The organism is Pseudomonas aeruginosa, assembly GCF_001457615.1.
Taxonomy (GTDB): domain Bacteria; phylum Pseudomonadota; class Gammaproteobacteria; order Pseudomonadales; family Pseudomonadaceae; genus Pseudomonas; species Pseudomonas aeruginosa.
On the sequence record NZ_LN831024.1, the window covers coordinates 2,985,672 to 3,000,414 of the forward strand.

A 14,743-nucleotide genomic window follows, 5' to 3' on the forward strand; every position below is an offset into this window, starting at 1 on the left:
TTTTCACTCCATGAGCAGGCCGTCGAGCAGCACGTCCAGGGCCTGGCAGGCCCTGGCCAGGCTCTCCGGCGGGTGTTCGGCGTTGGCGATACGCAGGGCGGCGTCCACCAGCGCGCCGTTGAGCAGCCAGGCCAGGGCCTCGGCGTCGGTGCGGCGGACGCGCCCGCTGTCCATCAGTTCGCGCAGTTGCCCGGTCATCGAGCTTAGGCAGCGCAGTTGGCTGGCCTCGCTGCTGGGGCTGCCGAGGATGGCCGGGGCATCGCGCAGGACGATGCGCTGGATTTCCGCTTCCAGGGCCATTTCCAGGTAGGCCCGGTTGTAGGCACGGAAGCCGCTCCAGAGGTCCTCGCCGGCAGCCAGGATGGCGCCGAGGCGAAGATTCATCTCGTCGTCGATCTGCTGCACCACCGCGGCCAGCAGGCCTTTCTTGTCGCCGAAGTGGTGATACAGCGCGCCGCGGGTGAGGCCGGCGCTGGCGGTCAGTTCGTCCATCGAGGCGCCGGCGTAGCCGTTGTCGGCGAACGCTCGGCGCGCGGCGTCGATCAGCTTGGCGCGGGTTTCCTCGATCATCTCGGCGCGAGGCTTGCGGGCCATGCGAGGTCTCCGGGTGGCAAAGGGGCTTCAGGATAATTGACATACGCTGCGTATGTCTCCATGATTTTTGACATACGCAGCGTATGTTAATTTCGTCTTCTCCCATCGTCGCCGGTTCCGCTGGAGCCGGCCAGCCGAGGCTTTCCATGAGCAACCCCTATCTCGAACTGTTCGCCGCGCCCGGCGCCAAGGGCTTTTCAGCCGCCGGCCTGCTGGCGCGGATGCCCCTGTCGATGACCGGCCTGGGCATCGTCACCATGCTTTCCCAGGTGCATGCCGACTACTGGCTGGCCGGTACCGTGGCGGCCACCTTCGTGTTCTGCAATGCCTTGCTCGCGCCGCAGGTATCGCGCCTGGTGGACTGCTTCGGCCAGGGCCGGGTGCTGCTCCCGGCCGCGCTGGCCAGCGCCCTGGCGATGAGCGCGCTGTTGCTGTGTACGCACTATCGAGCGCCGAATGCCTGGCTCTACCTGTTCGCCTTGCTCGCCGGGGCGATGCCGAGCATGCCGGCCATGGTACGGGCGCGCTGGACCGAGCTGTACCGGGGCTCGCCGAAGCTGCACACGGCGTTTTCCTTCGAATCGGTGATGGACGAGGTGTGCTACATCATCGGGCCGGTGCTGGCGGTGAGCCTCAGCGTCGGCTGGTTCGCCGAGGCGGGGCCGCTGCTGGCGACGCTGTTCCTGGTCGCCGGGGTGAGCCTGTTCAGCCTGCAACGCGGCACCGAACCGCCGCTGCATGCCCATCCGCGGCGCCGCGCCGGCAGCGCGCTGGCCTATCCGGCGGTACGCGTGCTGGCGCTGGTGCTGGCCGCCATCGGGGTGATCTTCGGCGCGGTGGAAGTGGTCAGCGTGGCCTTCGCCGAGGCGCACGGCAACAAGGCTGCGGCAAGCCTGGTGTTGTCGGTCTATGCCGTCGGCTCATGTCTCGCGGGATTGCTGTTCGGGCTGCTGCGCTGGCGCCTGGCGCTTTCCCGGCAACTGCTCTGCATGGTTACGCTGATGGCCCTGAGCCTGATGCCGCTGCTAGGGGTGGAGAGCATCCTTGCGCTTGCCCTGACCGTGCTGGTGGCCGGCTTCAGCGTGGCGCCGACGATGATCCTGGCCATGGGCCTGGTCGAGCGCGCGGTGGACCCGGCGCGCCTCACCGAAGGCCTGACCTGGGCCATCACCGGGCTGGGCATCGGCATGGCCTTGGGCTCGGCGCTGGCCGGTTGGGTGGTGGAGGGCTACGGCGCCGCCAGCGGTTTCCTCGTCGCGGTCGGCGCCGGCTGGCTGGCCTGGCTGCTGGCCCTGGCCTGCTTCCGGGTGCTGGCTCAGGACGAGGCCGGAGACTGCGCGGTGTCCGGCTGAGCCGGGAAGGCGTATTCGCGTTCGACCCGGGCGATCCGCGCGCTGAAACCGGCGTACCAGTCGCGCCGGCCGCGCGCCTGGGCGTCGCGGTGCTCCGCGTGGCGGCTCCAGGCACGGATCGCCGCCTCGCTGTCCCAGTAGGAGACGGTGATGCCGAAACCGTCGGCGCCGCGGACCGACTCCACGCCGAGATAGCCCGGCTGGCGGCTGGCCAGTTCCAGCATGCGCTCGGCCGCTTCGGCGTAGCCGTCGTCGACGGCGCTGCGATGGGAGCTGAAGATCACTGCGTAATAAGGTGTCGGGCCGCGCCGGGGGCGGTCGCGGCGCTGCGTCCGGCACGCCTCGACGAATGCCTTCGGCAGTGGCGGCAGGACGCCGGCCAGGGCTGCCCGCTCGGGTTGGAACAGGGTGGCGACGAAGAACGGATGCTGTTCCAGCTCCACCGCGCGGATCGCTCCGTCGGCGCTCCAGGCGCTGGCCCGCAGTGCGCCGCCGGTAAGTTCCGCGGCGAAGCGCGGGGCGATTGCGTAGCGGCAATGGTAGTCCGCCTCGATCCAGTCGGCGGCATACGCCAGGGCCAGGCGCGAGCCGCGCAGCAGGCGGACTTCCTCGCGGGCTTCGAGCAGAGCGCAGGGCAGGGCGGCGATCACCGCCTGGTCGCTGTGCGGATGCTCCTCACCATGGGTCGCCGCCTGCCAGCCGAGGGCGTTGCGGGCGAACTCGAGGATCGTGTGCTGGAAGCCGGCGCAGGTACCGAGGAACGGCCGGCGCCGGCCCCGGGCATGGGCGATCAGGCGCAGCACCGCGTCGGCGTCGCGATAGGGGCTGCCCGGCACGCACCAGAACCCGTCATAGCGCTCCAGCGCCGGCTCGGCGGGCAGGCGGTCGCTGGCCAGCCAGTCGAATGCGATCTCCAGGCCGAGTGCCTCGCCGGCCAGGCGCAGGGCCAGGGGAATCGCCCGGTGGGCGGTGATGTGCGGGTCGTGGTCGCCGACCAGGGCAATGCGCAGCGGCGCCGCGGGAGGGGTGGACATCCGTTTTCGCTCCAGTTTCGCCACGCCGGTTGGCGGGCCCTGGCGCTCACTCTATAGTTGCGTTTCCGCACTCGATATCGGCGCCAATGCAAAAGATGAATGCACCGCTGCAATATCGCCTGGACCATGCCGATCTTGCCCTGGTCCTCGCCCTGGTTCGCGGCGGCAGCCTGGCGCGGGCCGCAGAGTTGCTCAGGGTCGATGTGTCGACGGTCTTCCGGGCCATCCGCCGGCTGGAGAAGAACCTCGGCAAGGCATTGTTCGACAAGAGCCGCAGCGGCTACCTGGCGAACCAGACCGCCCGCCGTCTGGCGCAGCAGGCGGAACTGGCGGAGCAGGCGCTGGAGGCGGCGCGCATCGGCCTCGAACTGGAGCGCGAGGTGCTCAGCGGTACCGTGCGCATGACCTGCTCCGACGCCGTCCTGCATGGCCTGCTGCTGCCGGCGCTGGCGCGCTTCATGCCTGGCTATCCGGCCCTGCAACTGGAGCTGGCGACCTCCAACGACTTTGCCAACCTCAGCCGGCGCGACGCCGACATCGCCCTGCGCATGACCCGCACGCCGCCGGAACACCTGGTCGGGCGCAACCTCGGCGAGGTGCGCTACGTGCTCTGCGCCAGCGAACGCTACCTGGAGGGCCGCGACGCGACGGAGCCCGCCATGCTGCACTGGATCGCCCCGGACGATTTCCTTCCCGACCACCCGAGCGTGGTCTGGCGTCGTCGACACTATCCCGGGGTGCTGCCGGCCTACCGCTGCAACGGCGTGCTGGCGGTCGCCGAGATGGCCCGCGCCGGCCTCGGCCTGGCGGCGATCCCTGCCTACCTGCTACGCGACGGCGACGGCCTGCGGGTACTGGACGCCGACCTCGAGGGCTGCGCCAGCGCCCTGTGGCTGCTGACCCGTCCGGACTGCCGGGCGTTGCGCTCGGTGGTCGCGTTGTTCGACGAGCTGGGGCGGCATGTGCGATTGGGAGATGAGTGAAGGGGTGGCCGTGCCTGGTATGGCAACCCTCTCCCGCGAGCGGGAGAGGGGCTGGAATGGCAGGCCTGGCGCTCAGCCGCGATCCGCCGCGGCCGGTCCCGGCGGCGGAATGTCGCCCACCGCCGCCGCGCCGGTGTCCTTGCGCAGGCGCCTGACCTCGTCGACGCTGACGCTTGGCGCCTGGTTGCCCCAGCTGGTGCGGATGAAGTTGACCACGTCGGCGATCTCCTGGTCGTTCATCCGCCAGCCGAACGGCGGCATGGTGAAGCTCGACGGTGCCTGGTGGGTGGCCGGCAGGGTGCCGCCCTTGAGCACGATGTGCACCAGGGAGGTCGGGTCGCTGCCGGTCACTACCGGGTTGCCGGCCAGGGCCGGGAAGACCCGCGCATAGCCCTTGCCGTCGGTGCGGTGGCAGGCCCCGCAGTTGTCGACGTAGAGCGCCGCGCCGGTCTTGCTGTCGTCGCCGTGGAACAGTGCCTGGGCCACGCTCTCGTCGTAGACGTGCGGCTGGTCGGCGGGGTCCGCCGGCGGCAGCGACTTGAGGTAGCGGGCGATGGCGGTGAGGTCGGCGTCGGTCATGTACTGCATGCTGTGCACCACCACGTCGGACATGCCGCCGAACACCGCGCTGCGCTCGCTGCGGCCGGTACGCAGGAAGCTGACCAGGTCGGCTTCGCTCCAGCTGCCCAGTCCGGTCCGGTGGTCGCCGCGCAGGCTCTTGGCGATCCAGTTCTCCAGCGGCGCGCTGCCGGACAGGTAGGCCGCGCCATCGCTCGCCGCCAGGGCCTTCTCCTGCATGCCCAGCCCACGCGGGGTATGGCAGGCGCCACAGTGGCCAAGGCCTTCGACCAGGTAGGCGCCGCGCGCCAGCACCGGGTCCTGCCCGGCGGCGGCCTGGAAGTCCTTCACCTCGGGAGCGAAGGTCCAGCGCCAGAATGCCAGCGGCCAGCGCATCGACAGCGGCCAGGGGATGTCGCTGGCCTTGTTGGGCTGCTCCACCGGCTCCACGCCATGCATGAAGTAGGCGTAGAGGGCGCGCATGTCCGCTTCGCTGACTCGCGCGTAGGACGGGTAGGGCATCGCCGGGTAGAGCGTGTCGCCGGACCTGGCCACGCCGTGGCGCACGGCACGGTCGAAGTCCTCGAAGCTGTAGTCGCCGATGCCGGTCTTGCGGTCCGGGGTGATGTTGGTCGAGTACACCGCGCCGATCGGCGTTTCCATCGGCAGGCCCCCGGCGAACGGCTTGCCGTCCCTGGCGGTGTGGCAGGCCACGCAATCGCCGGCGCGGGCCAGGTATTCACCCTGCCTGACCAGGGCCGGGTCCGGCGCTGCGGCGGCCTGGGCGATGCCGCAGGCGAGGGCGGAGAGGGCGAGGAAGGCTGTCGGTTTCATCGTTGCGCTCCTCATGCCTGCACCAGCGGACCGGGGTTCTTCAGGTATTGCTCGCGGATCGCCTTGGCCGACCAGTAGGCCAGCGCCGCCACCAGCCCAGTGGGGTTGTAGCCGGTGCCCTGGGGGAAGGCCGAGGCGCCCATGACGAAGACGTTGTGCACGTCCCAGCTCTGCAGGTAGCGGTTGAGCACGCTGGTCTTCGGATCGCTGCCCATGATCGCCCCGCCGAGCAGGTGGGTGGTCTGGTAGACCCGTGTATTGAAGTGGTCGCCGAAGTTCTTGACGTTCACCGAGATGGCCTTCGGGTTCATCGCTTCGGCGATCTTGCGCATGTGCTCGGTGACGTAGCGGCTCATGCGGATCTCGTTGTCCTTCCAGTCGAAGGTCATGCGCAGCAGTGGCTGGCCGTAGGCGTCCTTGTAGGTCGGGTCGAGGTCGAGGTAGTTGTCGCGGTAGGTCATGTTGCTGCCGTGGGCGTCCATCGACACGGTGTGCGTGTAGGCGTCCTTGACCGCCTGTTTCCAGCCGCTACCCCAGCTCGGCGTGCCGGGCGGCACGGCGAGGCCGCCGATCGGCTTGGAGCCGGCCTGGTTGACCCACATCGGCGAGCCGCCGACGAAGCCCAGCGGTCCGTGGTCGAAGTTGTCGGCGTTGAAGTCGTCCACCGCGACGCCGCCACCGCCGGTGCCGACGAAGGGGTTGGTATGCACGTCCTTGTCGAAGAACGCCTTGATGGTGGCCATGTTCTGGTAGGCGAAGTTCTTTCCCACCACGCCCTCGCCGGTGCGCGGGTCGTAGGGCTTGCCGATGCCGGAGAGCAGCAGCAGGCGCACGTTGTGGAACTGGAAGGCGCTGATGATCACCAGCTTCGCCGGCTGCACGATCTCGCGCCCCTGGGCGTCGACGTAGGTCACGCCGGTGGCCTGCCTGCCGTCGCTGTCGAGGTTGACCTTGAGCACGTTGCAGTTGGCGCGCAGTTCGAACAGCGGGGTCTGGCGCAGCGCCGGCAGGATGTTCAGGTTCGGCGAGGCCTTGGAATACATGTAGCAGGCGTAGCCGCTGCAGAAGCCGCAGAAGTTGCACGGCCCCATCTGCACCCCGTAGGGGTTGGTCCAGGGCCCCGAAGCGTTGGCCGCCGGCAGGTCGTAGGGGTGCAGGCCGAGTTCCTCGGCGGCCTTGCGGAACAGTTGCGCGGAGTACACCTGGCGCAGCGCCGGCAGCGGGAAGTCGTCCGAGCGGTCGGCGGCGAACGGATTGCCCTTGCCGACCACCTGGCCCTTGACCGTATGCGCGGTGCCGGAGGTGCCGAAGACCTTCTCGGCGAAATCGAAGTGCGGCTCCAGCTCTTCGTAGCTGACCCCGTAGTCCTGGATGGTCATGCCTTCGGGGATGAATTTCTTGCCGTAGCGTTCCTCGTAATGGCTGCGCAGGCGCAGTTCCTCGGGCATGATCCGGAAATGCACGCCGGACCAGTGCAGGCCGGCGCCACCGACGCCGTCGCCGGGAAGGAAGGCGGAGAGCTGACGGTAGGGCAGCGCGGTGTCGTTGATCCCGTGGCGGATGCTCACGGTGCTCTTGGAGAGATTCTGGAACAGCTTGCCGCGTGTGTTGTAGGTCAGCTCGTCGAGGGTGTTCGGGTAGGCGCCGTCGGGATAGGTATCGCGGTTCTCGCCGCGCTCCAGCGCCACCACGTTGAGCCCGGCCTCGGTCAGCTCCTTGGCCAGGATCGCTCCGGTCCAGCCGAAGCCGACCACCACCGCGTCCACCGGTTTGAGTGTCGTCGCCATGTTCAACCCCTCTCGCCGGAAATCGCCACCGGCGGGAAGGGATACTTCTCGCCGCGGTCGGCCCAGTCCATGAAGTCGGCGCGGGCGCCGGGGAAACCGACCAGCTTCCAGCCCACCAGGCCGCGATTGCCGCCGTGCTGCGGATCGGAGAAGAAGCCTTCGTGGGTGTTTTGCAGCAACTGGCCGAAGAGCAGCTTGGCCGGCAGGTCCTGCAGGTCGATCTGGCCGGCTTCCAGGCGTTGCAGGATGTCGTCCTGCGCCGACGGCTCCAGCTCGGCGAACGGCTTGCCCTGGTTGGCCTTGCTCCAGCGTTCCAGGGCGGCGATGCCGACCCGGTAGATGTCGCGTGGCACCAGCTTCAACTGATGGCCGAACTCCGGCGCGGCGTCGGTGACGAACGGCCCCTGCATGTACCAGAGTGCGCCGTGCCCGTAGGGGGTTTCCATCTGTCGGTCGATGAACTCCGGCACCCCGGCCTCGATGGCGCCGGGGCCGTTGTCGTCGCTGGGGATCAGTCGCGCCACCGCGGCGTTGACGAAAGCCCATTCGGTGTTGGTGAAGAAGCGAGGCTGGTAGCGTTCGCGGGGTTTGTCCTGCTCGGCGGCGGGCGTCTGCATGGCATGGCCGACGCCATAGCCGGCCAGGGTCACCGCCGGGATCACGGTCAGGGTCTTGCGCAGGAAGTCGCGGCGGCCGTTGACGGCCTTGTCATCGGGCATGGTGGGGTCCTCTCTGGATCATCACGGTTTCGTCTTTCTGATAATGATTAGCAGGCTAATTATAAGTTCATGTGTCACGTTGAAAAAACGTTTCAGCAAGGATTCAGGCAGGCCAATACCGGCAAGTGAAGCAGAACGGCGCGCCGGGCGTCGGCCCGGCGCGGCCTTCAGGCGCCTCGCCGTCGCGCCCAGGCCGAAGGATTGACCAGGTTCAGCGGCCGCTCGCCGGCGAGGGCGGCCAGCAGGTTGTCTACCGCGCAGCGGGCCATGGCTTCGCGGGTTTCCTCGGTGGCCGAGCCGATGTGGGGAGTGGCCACCACGTTCGGCAGGCGCAGCAGCGGCGAGTCGGGAGACAGCGGCTCGCGCTCGAACACGTCGAGGCCGGCGGCGCGGATCCGCCGCTGGGCCAGGGCCTCGATCAGGGCCGCCTCGTCGACCACCCGGCCACGGGAGATGTTGATGAAGATCGCCTGCGGGCGCATCCGGGCGAACTGCGCGGCACCGATCAGGCCTTCGGTGGCGGCGGTCAGCGGCAGGGTCAGGCAGACGAAGTCGGATTCCTCGAGCAGCGCGTCGAGGGGGCGGTAGCTCGCTGCGTAGCGTTCTTCGACGTGGGGCTTCGGGCTATGGCTGTGGTACAGCACGCGCATGCCGAAGCCGTGGTGCCCGCGCCGGGCCAGGGCCTCGCCGATGCGGCCCATGCCGACGATACCGAGGGTCTTGCCATGCACGTCGGTACCGAACTGGGCGGCGCCGACGCTCTTCTTCCATTCCCCGGCGCGCACCCAGCCGGCCAGTTCCACTACCCGCCGGGCTGTCGCCAGGATCAGCGCGAAGCCGGTGTCGGCGGTGGTCTCGGTGAGCACGTCGGGGGTATTGCTGAGGAGGATGCCGCGGCGGTCGAGGTAGTCGATGTCATAGTTGTCGACGCCCACCGAGACGCTGGCGATGGCTTCCAGTCGCGGTGCCAGGTCGAGCAGTCCGGCGTCCAGGCGCAGGCTGGCGCCGAGCAGGCCGTGGGCCTCGGGCAGGGCGTCGCGCAGGCGGGCCAGGCCGTCGCGGCCGGGCTCCTCGACCAGGAGCACCTCGACCCGTTCGCGCAGGCGTTCCATCAGGGGCGCGGAGAGACGTTTGTAGAGAACCACTTTCTTCATCGGATGCTCCGGAGTCGGTCAGGGGTGGGCCGGCGCCGCCCGCCGCGAGGCGTGCGCGCGAGCGGCATCGGGCTCGCGCTTGTCGGCGTGCGGGTTGAGGAACACGGTGAGCAGCACCGACAGCAGCAGCGCTCCGCTCATGAACAGATAGGAAGCCCCGGGCCCGCCGGTGATGCCGTTCAGGTAGCCGACCAGCCAGGAGCCGGAGAACGAGCCCAGCGCGCCCATGCTGTTGATCAGCGCCATGGCGCCGCCGGCGACGTTGGCCGGGAGGACTTCCGGGACGATGGCGAAGAACGGTCCGTAGGGCGCGTACATGCAGGCCCCGGCCAGCACCAGCAGGGCGTAGGACAGCCAGAAGTGCTCGCTGCCGAGGGCGTAGGAACCGTAGAAGGCGATGGACGCGATGAGCAGCGGCGGCCAGACGAAACGCTTGCGTTTCTGCAACCGGTCCGAGGCCCAGGACACCCCGAGCATGGCGATCACCGCCGCCAGGTAGGGCAGCGCCGACAGCCAGCCGGCTTCTATGATGTCGATGTTGGCGCCGTGCTTGAGGATCGACGGCAGCCAGAGGACGAAGCCATAGACGCCGATGCTCCAACAGAAGTACTGCAGCGAGAGGACGATGACCTTTGGCGAACGGAACGCCTCGCGGTAGTTCTTCACTGGCTTGATGCCCTGCTGCTCGGCGGCCAGGGCGTCTTCCAGGTCGCGTTTTTCCGAGCCGCTCAGCCAGGCGGCCTGGCGCGGGCGGTCATCCACCAGGCGCCACCAGATGAAGGCCCAGATCACCGCCGGCAGGCCTTCGATGATGAACATCCAGCGCCAGCTGAAATGCTCCACCAGGTAGCCGGAGACCACCGACATCCAGAGGATGGTCACCGGGTTGCCGAGGATCAGGAAGGTGTTCGCCCGCGAGCGCTCGGCGCGGGTGAACCAGTGGCAGAGGTAGACCAGCATCGCTGGCATCACCGCCGCCTCGACCACGCCGAGGAGGAAGCGGATGCCGATCAGCAGGTAGACGTTGGCGACCATCCCGGTCAGGGTGGCCAGCCCGCCCCAGAGGATCAGGCTGACGAAGATCAGCTTCTTGACGCTGCGCTTTTCCGCGTAGATCGCCCCCGGCACCTGGAAGAAGAAGTAACCGAGGAAGAACAGCGCGCCCAGCAGCGAGGACAGCCCGGGAGTGATCCGCAGGTCGTCGGCCATCCCGGAGGCGGCGGCGAAGCCGTAGTTGGCGCGGTCCAGGTAGGCCAGGCTGTAGGTGACGAAAACGATCGGCATGATGTACCACCAGCGGCTGCTGGCGAGGCGAGGCATGGTCATGGTCGGGTATCTCCTGAGCTTGTCTTGTTCTTGTCGCAACAGGTGCCGCGTGGGCGGCGGGTTCAGGCGCTCCTGCGGCGCTCGCGGTCGAGCAGTTGGCTGCGTTTCGGCAGCCCCTCCATGTCGCCGCGGACCTGTACCGCGCGGCTGCCGATCCAGTTGCCGCGCGCCACCGCGTCGGGCAGCGGCAGGCCTTCCAGCAGCGCGCTGACCACCCCGACCGCGAAGCCGTCGCCGGCGCCCACGGTGTCCACCACGGTCGCCACCGGCACGCCGGGGACCAGCCCTTCGCCGTGGGCATCGCGATAGTAGGCGCCGCTCGGGCCGAGCTTGATCGCCACCGCGTCGACGCCCATGTCCAGGTAGAACGCGGCGATATCCGCGGGTTCCTGCCAGCCGCTGAGCAGGCGGCCTTCCTCCAGGCCCGGCAGGACCCAGTGGGCATGCGCGGCGAGGGCGTTGATCTCGGCGATCATGCGGCGCTCGCTGGGCCACAGCGAGGGCCGCAGGTTGGGGTCGAAGGACAGGCTGGCGCCCTTGCCGCGCATGCGCCGCATCAGTTCGTGGGACAGTTCGCAGGCACTCGCCGAGAGTGCCGGCGGAATGCCGGTGGCGTGCAGGTGGCGGGCGCCGAGCATTTCTTCGCGGATATGGGCGAGGCCCAACCGGCTGGCCGCCGAGCCGCGGCGGAAGTACTCGACCCGCGGGTCGGCACCATCGACCTCGCGGGACTTCATCTGGAACCCGGTGGGCGCTTGCGCGTCGACCTCGACGAAGCGGCAGTCGAGGCCCTCGCGGGTCAGGCTGTCGAGTACGAAGCGGCCGAGCGAGTCGTCGCCGACCCGGCTCAGCCAGGCCACCGTGAAGCCGAGGCGGGCGAGGCCGATGGCGACGTTGCTGTCGGCGCCGGCGATGCGCTTGCCGAACTGCTCGACCCGGTCCAGTTCGCCGGGCTGTTCGGCGACGAACATGGCCATGGTCTCGCCGAAGCAGAGGATCTCGAAGTCAGCCATGCTGGCGTTCCTCCTGGGGCTGGCCGAGGCGGGCGAGGGCGGCGATGTGCCGGCGGCTGAGACTGAGCAGGTCGTCGCCCTGCAGCGGGTATTCGATGGCCCGCGCCACGCCTTCCGGGAAATGCTGCAGCAGGCGCTGCCAGTACTGCAGGTCGGCGGCCGACGGCGGCACCGCGACCAGCTTGCCGTCGCGGTTGCGGATCACCGCCTTGCAGTGCACGTAGCCGACATAGCGGCCAAGGCGCAGGGCGGCTTCGTCGGCCGCCTGCTCCTGCCAGCGCCAGTTGCCGATGTCGAAGGTCATCGCCAGGTCCAGCTGCTGGCGTTCGGCGAGGCGGAAGAAGCGTTCCAGCACCTCGATCCGGCCGCCCTGGGGCGTCTGGTCGTTCTCCACCAGCAGTTGCAAGCCGTGGCGCGCCAGGCGCCGGCCGAGGGCGGCGAGATCGGGCTGTTCCGGCAGAAGGCCGAGCGAGACCTTGAGCCATCCGGCTCCGCAAGCTTCGGCGCGGCGCAGGGTCGGCTCCAGCTCGGGGTTCAACTGGCCGTCTTCGCGCCACAGCTCGAGGGGTGAGGAGAACACGCACTCCAGCCCCTGCAACTGGATGGCGGCGGTCAGCGCCTCGGTATCCGGCGGGCCGGCGAAGAGTTCCTCGCGCAGTTCCACGCGCTGCGCGCCGGCCATCGCCAGCAAGGGCAGGAAGCTGGCCTGGCCGCGACTGCGAACGAGGTCCGCGCCATAGCTGGAAAGACTGATGGAGACGGGGTGAAGGGACATTGGCGATCCTCTGAAACCGGTTTCATTTCAAGCCGTGCGAAAGCCGCCGGCAACGCGCCGGCGGCGGGCCGCTAGCCGCGTGGATGGGTCGAGCCGCGAACGATCAGTTGCGCCGGGAAGGTCACCCGGCGCGCCGGCTCGCGGTCGCCTTCGAGTCGCGCCAGGAGGCGCTCGAAGGCGGTGCGGCCGATTTCGTCGGTGGGTTGGGCGAGGGCGGTGATGCCGCTGCCCACCAGTGGGTACCAGTCGAGTTCGTCCAGGGCCAGCAGGCCGACCTCATCGAACAGCCGGCAGCCGAGGTCGCGCAGTTGGCGGGTGGCGCAGAGGGTGGCGACGCCGTTGCAGGTGAACAGCGCCTTCGGCCCGGGGCCGCTGGCCGAAAGGAAGGCGCGCAGGCCGTCGCGGAAGAAGTCGTCGGTTTGCAGGACCTGGCCCTTGAGCGCCGGTCGCCGGCCGATGGAGGCATTGAAGGCCTGGACCCGCTCGATCCGCGAGCTGGTGCCGTCGAGCGGTTCGGTGACCAGCAGGATGTCGCGGAAGCCGCGGTGCTGCAGGTGGTCGAGGGCCTGTTCGACGGCGTCGGCGTTGTCCAGGCCGACCAGGTCGGTATCCAGCTCGGCCAACTGGCGGTCCACCAGCACCATCGGCAGTTCGCGGTGCAGGGCGCGCAATTCGCCGGGATGGTGGCCGAGGGTGTTCACGATCAGTCCTTCGACGTTGTAGGACTGCAGGGCGGCCAGGTGATGACGCTCCTGCTCGTCGTCGCGGTCGGTATTGCACACCACCAGGCTGTAGCCGTGTTCGCGGCAGGCGGTTTCCACGCCATGCATGACGGCCACGGAGTAGGGGTTGAGGATGTCCGCCACCAGCATTCCGATCAGCCGTGTGCGCCCGCGCTTGAGGCCTCGGGCCATCTGGTTGGGGCGGTAGTCGAGCTGGTCGATGGCGCGCTCGATGCGCCGGGCGGTGGCATCGGCGAGCAACTGGCGGTCGCCGCCGATATAGCGCGACACGCTGGCCTTGGAGACGCCGGCGGCCTCGGCCACCTGGTTGATGGTGACGCGGCCACGGCTGGGCAGTACTGAACCATTCACGGACCTGGTACCTCTTGGTGCTGTTCTTATTGGTGTGTCCGGCTGGTCTTCGCCAGCGGATGCCAGGAGTTGAAACCGGTTTCAGAAAATACCAGAAGGCCGATGCCCGTCAACGGGAAAAAAACGCCTACCGGGGCCGAGCCAGGCATGAGGCCAGGACGTTGTTCATGAAAACCGAATAATCGTTTCGAATGATGGTTTGCAATTATTAATGTCGAATGGAATGAATGTGCCATATCTCCATAAATAAAAAGGAAGTTTGTCCAATACTTGAGAAACTACTTTAAGAAGGTTTTGTCGGTAGAAAGCGATCAATCAGGCGAGCTTCGCTGACATGAAAAGCACCCGGCCGACCGTCTGAAGCAGTTCTCATTTATCGGAAAACGAAGGTGGCGCGCTGAAACTTATGCGCGCCTGGCGGTCTTTATCGACGACCTGACCGCCCGGTCGCGTCATCACGCTCACCGATCGTTGCGGGTCCTGTCGAATGCCGCCGTTCCGTCGCAGCAGGATTTTTCGACAAGACCCGTCCGGACCCACTTCCCGGCTAAGGAATGACAGGATGAGCGCCGCCCTGGAGCGATTGAATCATCTGAACCTGAATCACTTGTATGCCTTCGTCGCCGTCGCCGAACACAACAGCTTCACCGCCGCGGCGGAGGCCCTGGGCTTGTCGAAATCGCTACTCAGCGAGCAGTTGCGACGCCTGGAGGCCGACCTCGGGATCCAGTTGCTGACCCGTACCACCCGTCGCATGACCCTTACCGATCGCGGCGAACTGCTGTTCGGCGTGGCCCAGCGCATGCTCGGCGAGCTGGACGGCGCGCTCTCCGATGTGCGCGACCTGCAGGGCGAGCCCAGTGGCCGGTTGCGCATCACCGCGCCGCAGGACTTCGTCAAGTGGCACATCAGCAGCGTTTCCGCGGCGTTCATCCGGCAGTTTCCCAAGGTCCAGGTGGAAATGCTGGCCGATGACCAGTTCAGCGATCTGGTCGGCCAGCGCATCGATCTCGCAGTACGTATCGGCTGGCCGCGCGACTCCGGCCTGCATGCCAGCAAGCTGTGCGACTTCCAGCAGGTTGCCGTGGCGACGCCGGGATACCTCGCCGGCCTGCCGCCGGTGCTCCAGCCGCACGACCTGGCGCGTTGCGAATGGATCGGCCATACCCGCCTGAGCACGCCCTGGACCTGGACCTTCGAACGCCAGCGCGAGCGTGCCACGGTACAGACCCGAGGGCGCCTGCTGGCGAACAACACCCTGGCGGTGTACCGCCTGGTGCTCGACGGTGCCGGCGTCAGCGTGCTGCCGAGCTTCCTGGTGGCCCGCGAGATCGCCCGCGGGCGGCTGGTCCGGCTGCTACCTGGCTGGCACCTGCCGCAGGGCGGCATCTATGCCCTGTACCCCTCGGCGCGCTACATGCCGGTGCGGGTCAGGGCGTTCATCGAGTCGCTGCGCGAGCATCTCGGTCGCGAGCCGTTCCGCCTGGCGCAGGGCGAATGAGGCTGGGCATCCGTGCTGG

General features: G+C 68.3%; 13 protein-coding genes. 3 read left to right on the forward strand and 10 right to left on the reverse strand.

Annotation, left to right across the window (positions count from 1 at the left end; all coding sequences use genetic code 11):
- Window positions 1-3: 3 nt before the first annotated feature.
- Window positions 4-594 (reverse strand): TetR/AcrR family transcriptional regulator, encoded by a 591-nt coding sequence (locus AT700_RS13655; protein WP_003113746.1) that lies wholly within the window; start codon window positions 592-594, stop codon window positions 4-6.
- 146 nt (window positions 595-740) lie between these two features.
- Between AT700_RS13655 and AT700_RS13660 the strand changes: the two genes are divergently transcribed.
- Complete coding sequence (locus tag AT700_RS13660) at window positions 741-1,946, forward strand: MFS transporter (RefSeq protein WP_023130615.1); 1,206 nt, start codon at window positions 741-743, stop codon at window positions 1,944-1,946.
- On the opposite strand, the gene AT700_RS13665 is transcribed toward AT700_RS13660, so the two are convergent.
- Window positions 1,910-2,980 (reverse strand): antibiotic biosynthesis monooxygenase, encoded by a 1,071-nt coding sequence (locus tag AT700_RS13665; RefSeq protein ID WP_003089287.1) that lies wholly within the window; start codon window positions 2,978-2,980, stop codon window positions 1,910-1,912. The genes AT700_RS13660 and AT700_RS13665 overlap by 37 nt on opposite strands.
- A gap of 86 nt (window positions 2,981-3,066) precedes the next feature.
- Here AT700_RS13665 and AT700_RS13670 point away from each other — a divergent pair, with 86 nt between their 5' ends.
- Entirely contained in the window at window positions 3,067-3,963 is an 897-nt protein-coding gene (locus tag AT700_RS13670; RefSeq protein ID WP_003117815.1) for a LysR family transcriptional regulator, read from the forward strand.
- Window positions 3,964-4,035: 72 nt separating this feature from the next.
- On the opposite strand, the gene AT700_RS13675 is transcribed toward AT700_RS13670, so the two are convergent.
- The 8 genes from AT700_RS13675 to ptxS form a co-directional block, all read right to left on the reverse strand.
- The gene (locus AT700_RS13675; RefSeq protein ID WP_003120138.1) at window positions 4,036-5,355 is read right to left on the reverse strand and encodes a cytochrome c; all 1,320 of its coding nucleotides are present in this window, start codon (window positions 5,353-5,355) and stop codon (window positions 4,036-4,038) included.
- Window positions 5,356-5,366: 11 nt separating this feature from the next.
- On the reverse strand, window positions 5,367-7,142 hold the full coding sequence (locus AT700_RS13680; protein ID WP_031756625.1) for a GMC family oxidoreductase: 1,776 nt from the start codon (window positions 7,140-7,142) through the stop codon (window positions 5,367-5,369).
- A 2-nt stretch (window positions 7,143-7,144) separates the two neighbouring features.
- Window positions 7,145-7,861 carry a gluconate 2-dehydrogenase subunit 3 family protein gene (locus AT700_RS13685; RefSeq protein ID WP_003110746.1) on the reverse strand — a complete coding sequence of 239 codons (717 nt, stop codon included), beginning with the start codon at window positions 7,859-7,861 and terminating at the stop codon, window positions 7,145-7,147.
- Between the two features lie 167 nt (window positions 7,862-8,028).
- Window positions 8,029-9,015: a 2-hydroxyacid dehydrogenase gene (locus AT700_RS13690; RefSeq protein WP_003120140.1), complete on the reverse strand. Its 987-nt coding sequence runs from the start codon at window positions 9,013-9,015 to the stop codon at window positions 8,029-8,031.
- Window positions 9,016-9,033: 18 nt separating this feature from the next.
- Entirely contained in the window at window positions 9,034-10,341 is a 1,308-nt protein-coding gene (locus AT700_RS13695) for an MFS transporter (RefSeq protein ID WP_003113740.1), read from the reverse strand.
- A gap of 62 nt (window positions 10,342-10,403) precedes the next feature.
- The gene (locus AT700_RS13700; protein WP_003117814.1) at window positions 10,404-11,354 is read right to left on the reverse strand and encodes a sugar kinase; all 951 of its coding nucleotides are present in this window, start codon (window positions 11,352-11,354) and stop codon (window positions 10,404-10,406) included.
- A complete protein-coding gene (locus AT700_RS13705; protein WP_003113739.1) occupies window positions 11,347-12,129 on the reverse strand; it encodes a sugar phosphate isomerase/epimerase family protein in 783 nt (260 codons plus the stop codon). Before AT700_RS13705 ends, AT700_RS13700 begins: the two co-directional genes overlap by 8 nt.
- Window positions 12,130-12,200: 71 nt before the next feature.
- Window positions 12,201-13,223 carry a transcriptional regulator PtxS gene (gene ptxS / locus AT700_RS13710; RefSeq protein WP_003113738.1) on the reverse strand — a complete coding sequence of 341 codons (1,023 nt, stop codon included), beginning with the start codon at window positions 13,221-13,223 and terminating at the stop codon, window positions 12,201-12,203.
- Window positions 13,224-13,785: 562 nt separating this feature from the next.
- On the opposite strand from ptxS, the gene ptxR reads away from it, so the two are divergent.
- Window positions 13,786-14,724 carry an HTH-type transcriptional regulator PtxR gene (ptxR, locus tag AT700_RS13715; RefSeq protein WP_003110741.1) on the forward strand — a complete coding sequence of 313 codons (939 nt, stop codon included), beginning with the start codon at window positions 13,786-13,788 and terminating at the stop codon, window positions 14,722-14,724.
- Window positions 14,725-14,743: the final 19 nt, after the last annotated feature.

Excerpts from the sequence above, each read along its gene's own strand:
- AT700_RS13655 (WP_003113746.1), bottom strand. The coding sequence starts at position 594 with ATGGCCCGCAAGCCTCGCGCCGAGATGATCGAGGAAACCCGCGCCAAG.
- AT700_RS13660 (WP_023130615.1), top strand. The coding sequence starts at position 741 with ATGAGCAACCCCTATCTCGAACTGTTCGCCGCGCCCGGCGCCAAGGGC.
- AT700_RS13665 (WP_003089287.1), bottom strand. The coding sequence starts at position 2,980 with ATGTCCACCCCTCCCGCGGCGCCGCTGCGCATTGCCCTGGTCGGCGAC.
- AT700_RS13670 (WP_003117815.1), top strand. The coding sequence starts at position 3,067 with ATGCAAAAGATGAATGCACCGCTGCAATATCGCCTGGACCATGCCGAT.
- AT700_RS13675 (WP_003120138.1), bottom strand. The coding sequence starts at position 5,355 with ATGAAACCGACAGCCTTCCTCGCCCTCTCCGCCCTCGCCTGCGGCATC.
- AT700_RS13680 (WP_031756625.1), bottom strand. The coding sequence starts at position 7,142 with ATGGCGACGACACTCAAACCGGTGGACGCGGTGGTGGTCGGCTTCGGC.
- AT700_RS13685 (WP_003110746.1), bottom strand. The coding sequence starts at position 7,861 with ATGCCCGATGACAAGGCCGTCAACGGCCGCCGCGACTTCCTGCGCAAG.
- AT700_RS13690 (WP_003120140.1), bottom strand. The coding sequence starts at position 9,015 with ATGAAGAAAGTGGTTCTCTACAAACGTCTCTCCGCGCCCCTGATGGAA.
- AT700_RS13695 (WP_003113740.1), bottom strand. The coding sequence starts at position 10,341 with ATGACCATGCCTCGCCTCGCCAGCAGCCGCTGGTGGTACATCATGCCG.
- AT700_RS13700 (WP_003117814.1), bottom strand. The coding sequence starts at position 11,354 with ATGGCTGACTTCGAGATCCTCTGCTTCGGCGAGACCATGGCCATGTTC.
- AT700_RS13705 (WP_003113739.1), bottom strand. The coding sequence starts at position 12,129 with ATGTCCCTTCACCCCGTCTCCATCAGTCTTTCCAGCTATGGCGCGGAC.
- ptxR (WP_003110741.1), top strand. The coding sequence starts at position 13,786 with ATGAGCGCCGCCCTGGAGCGATTGAATCATCTGAACCTGAATCACTTG.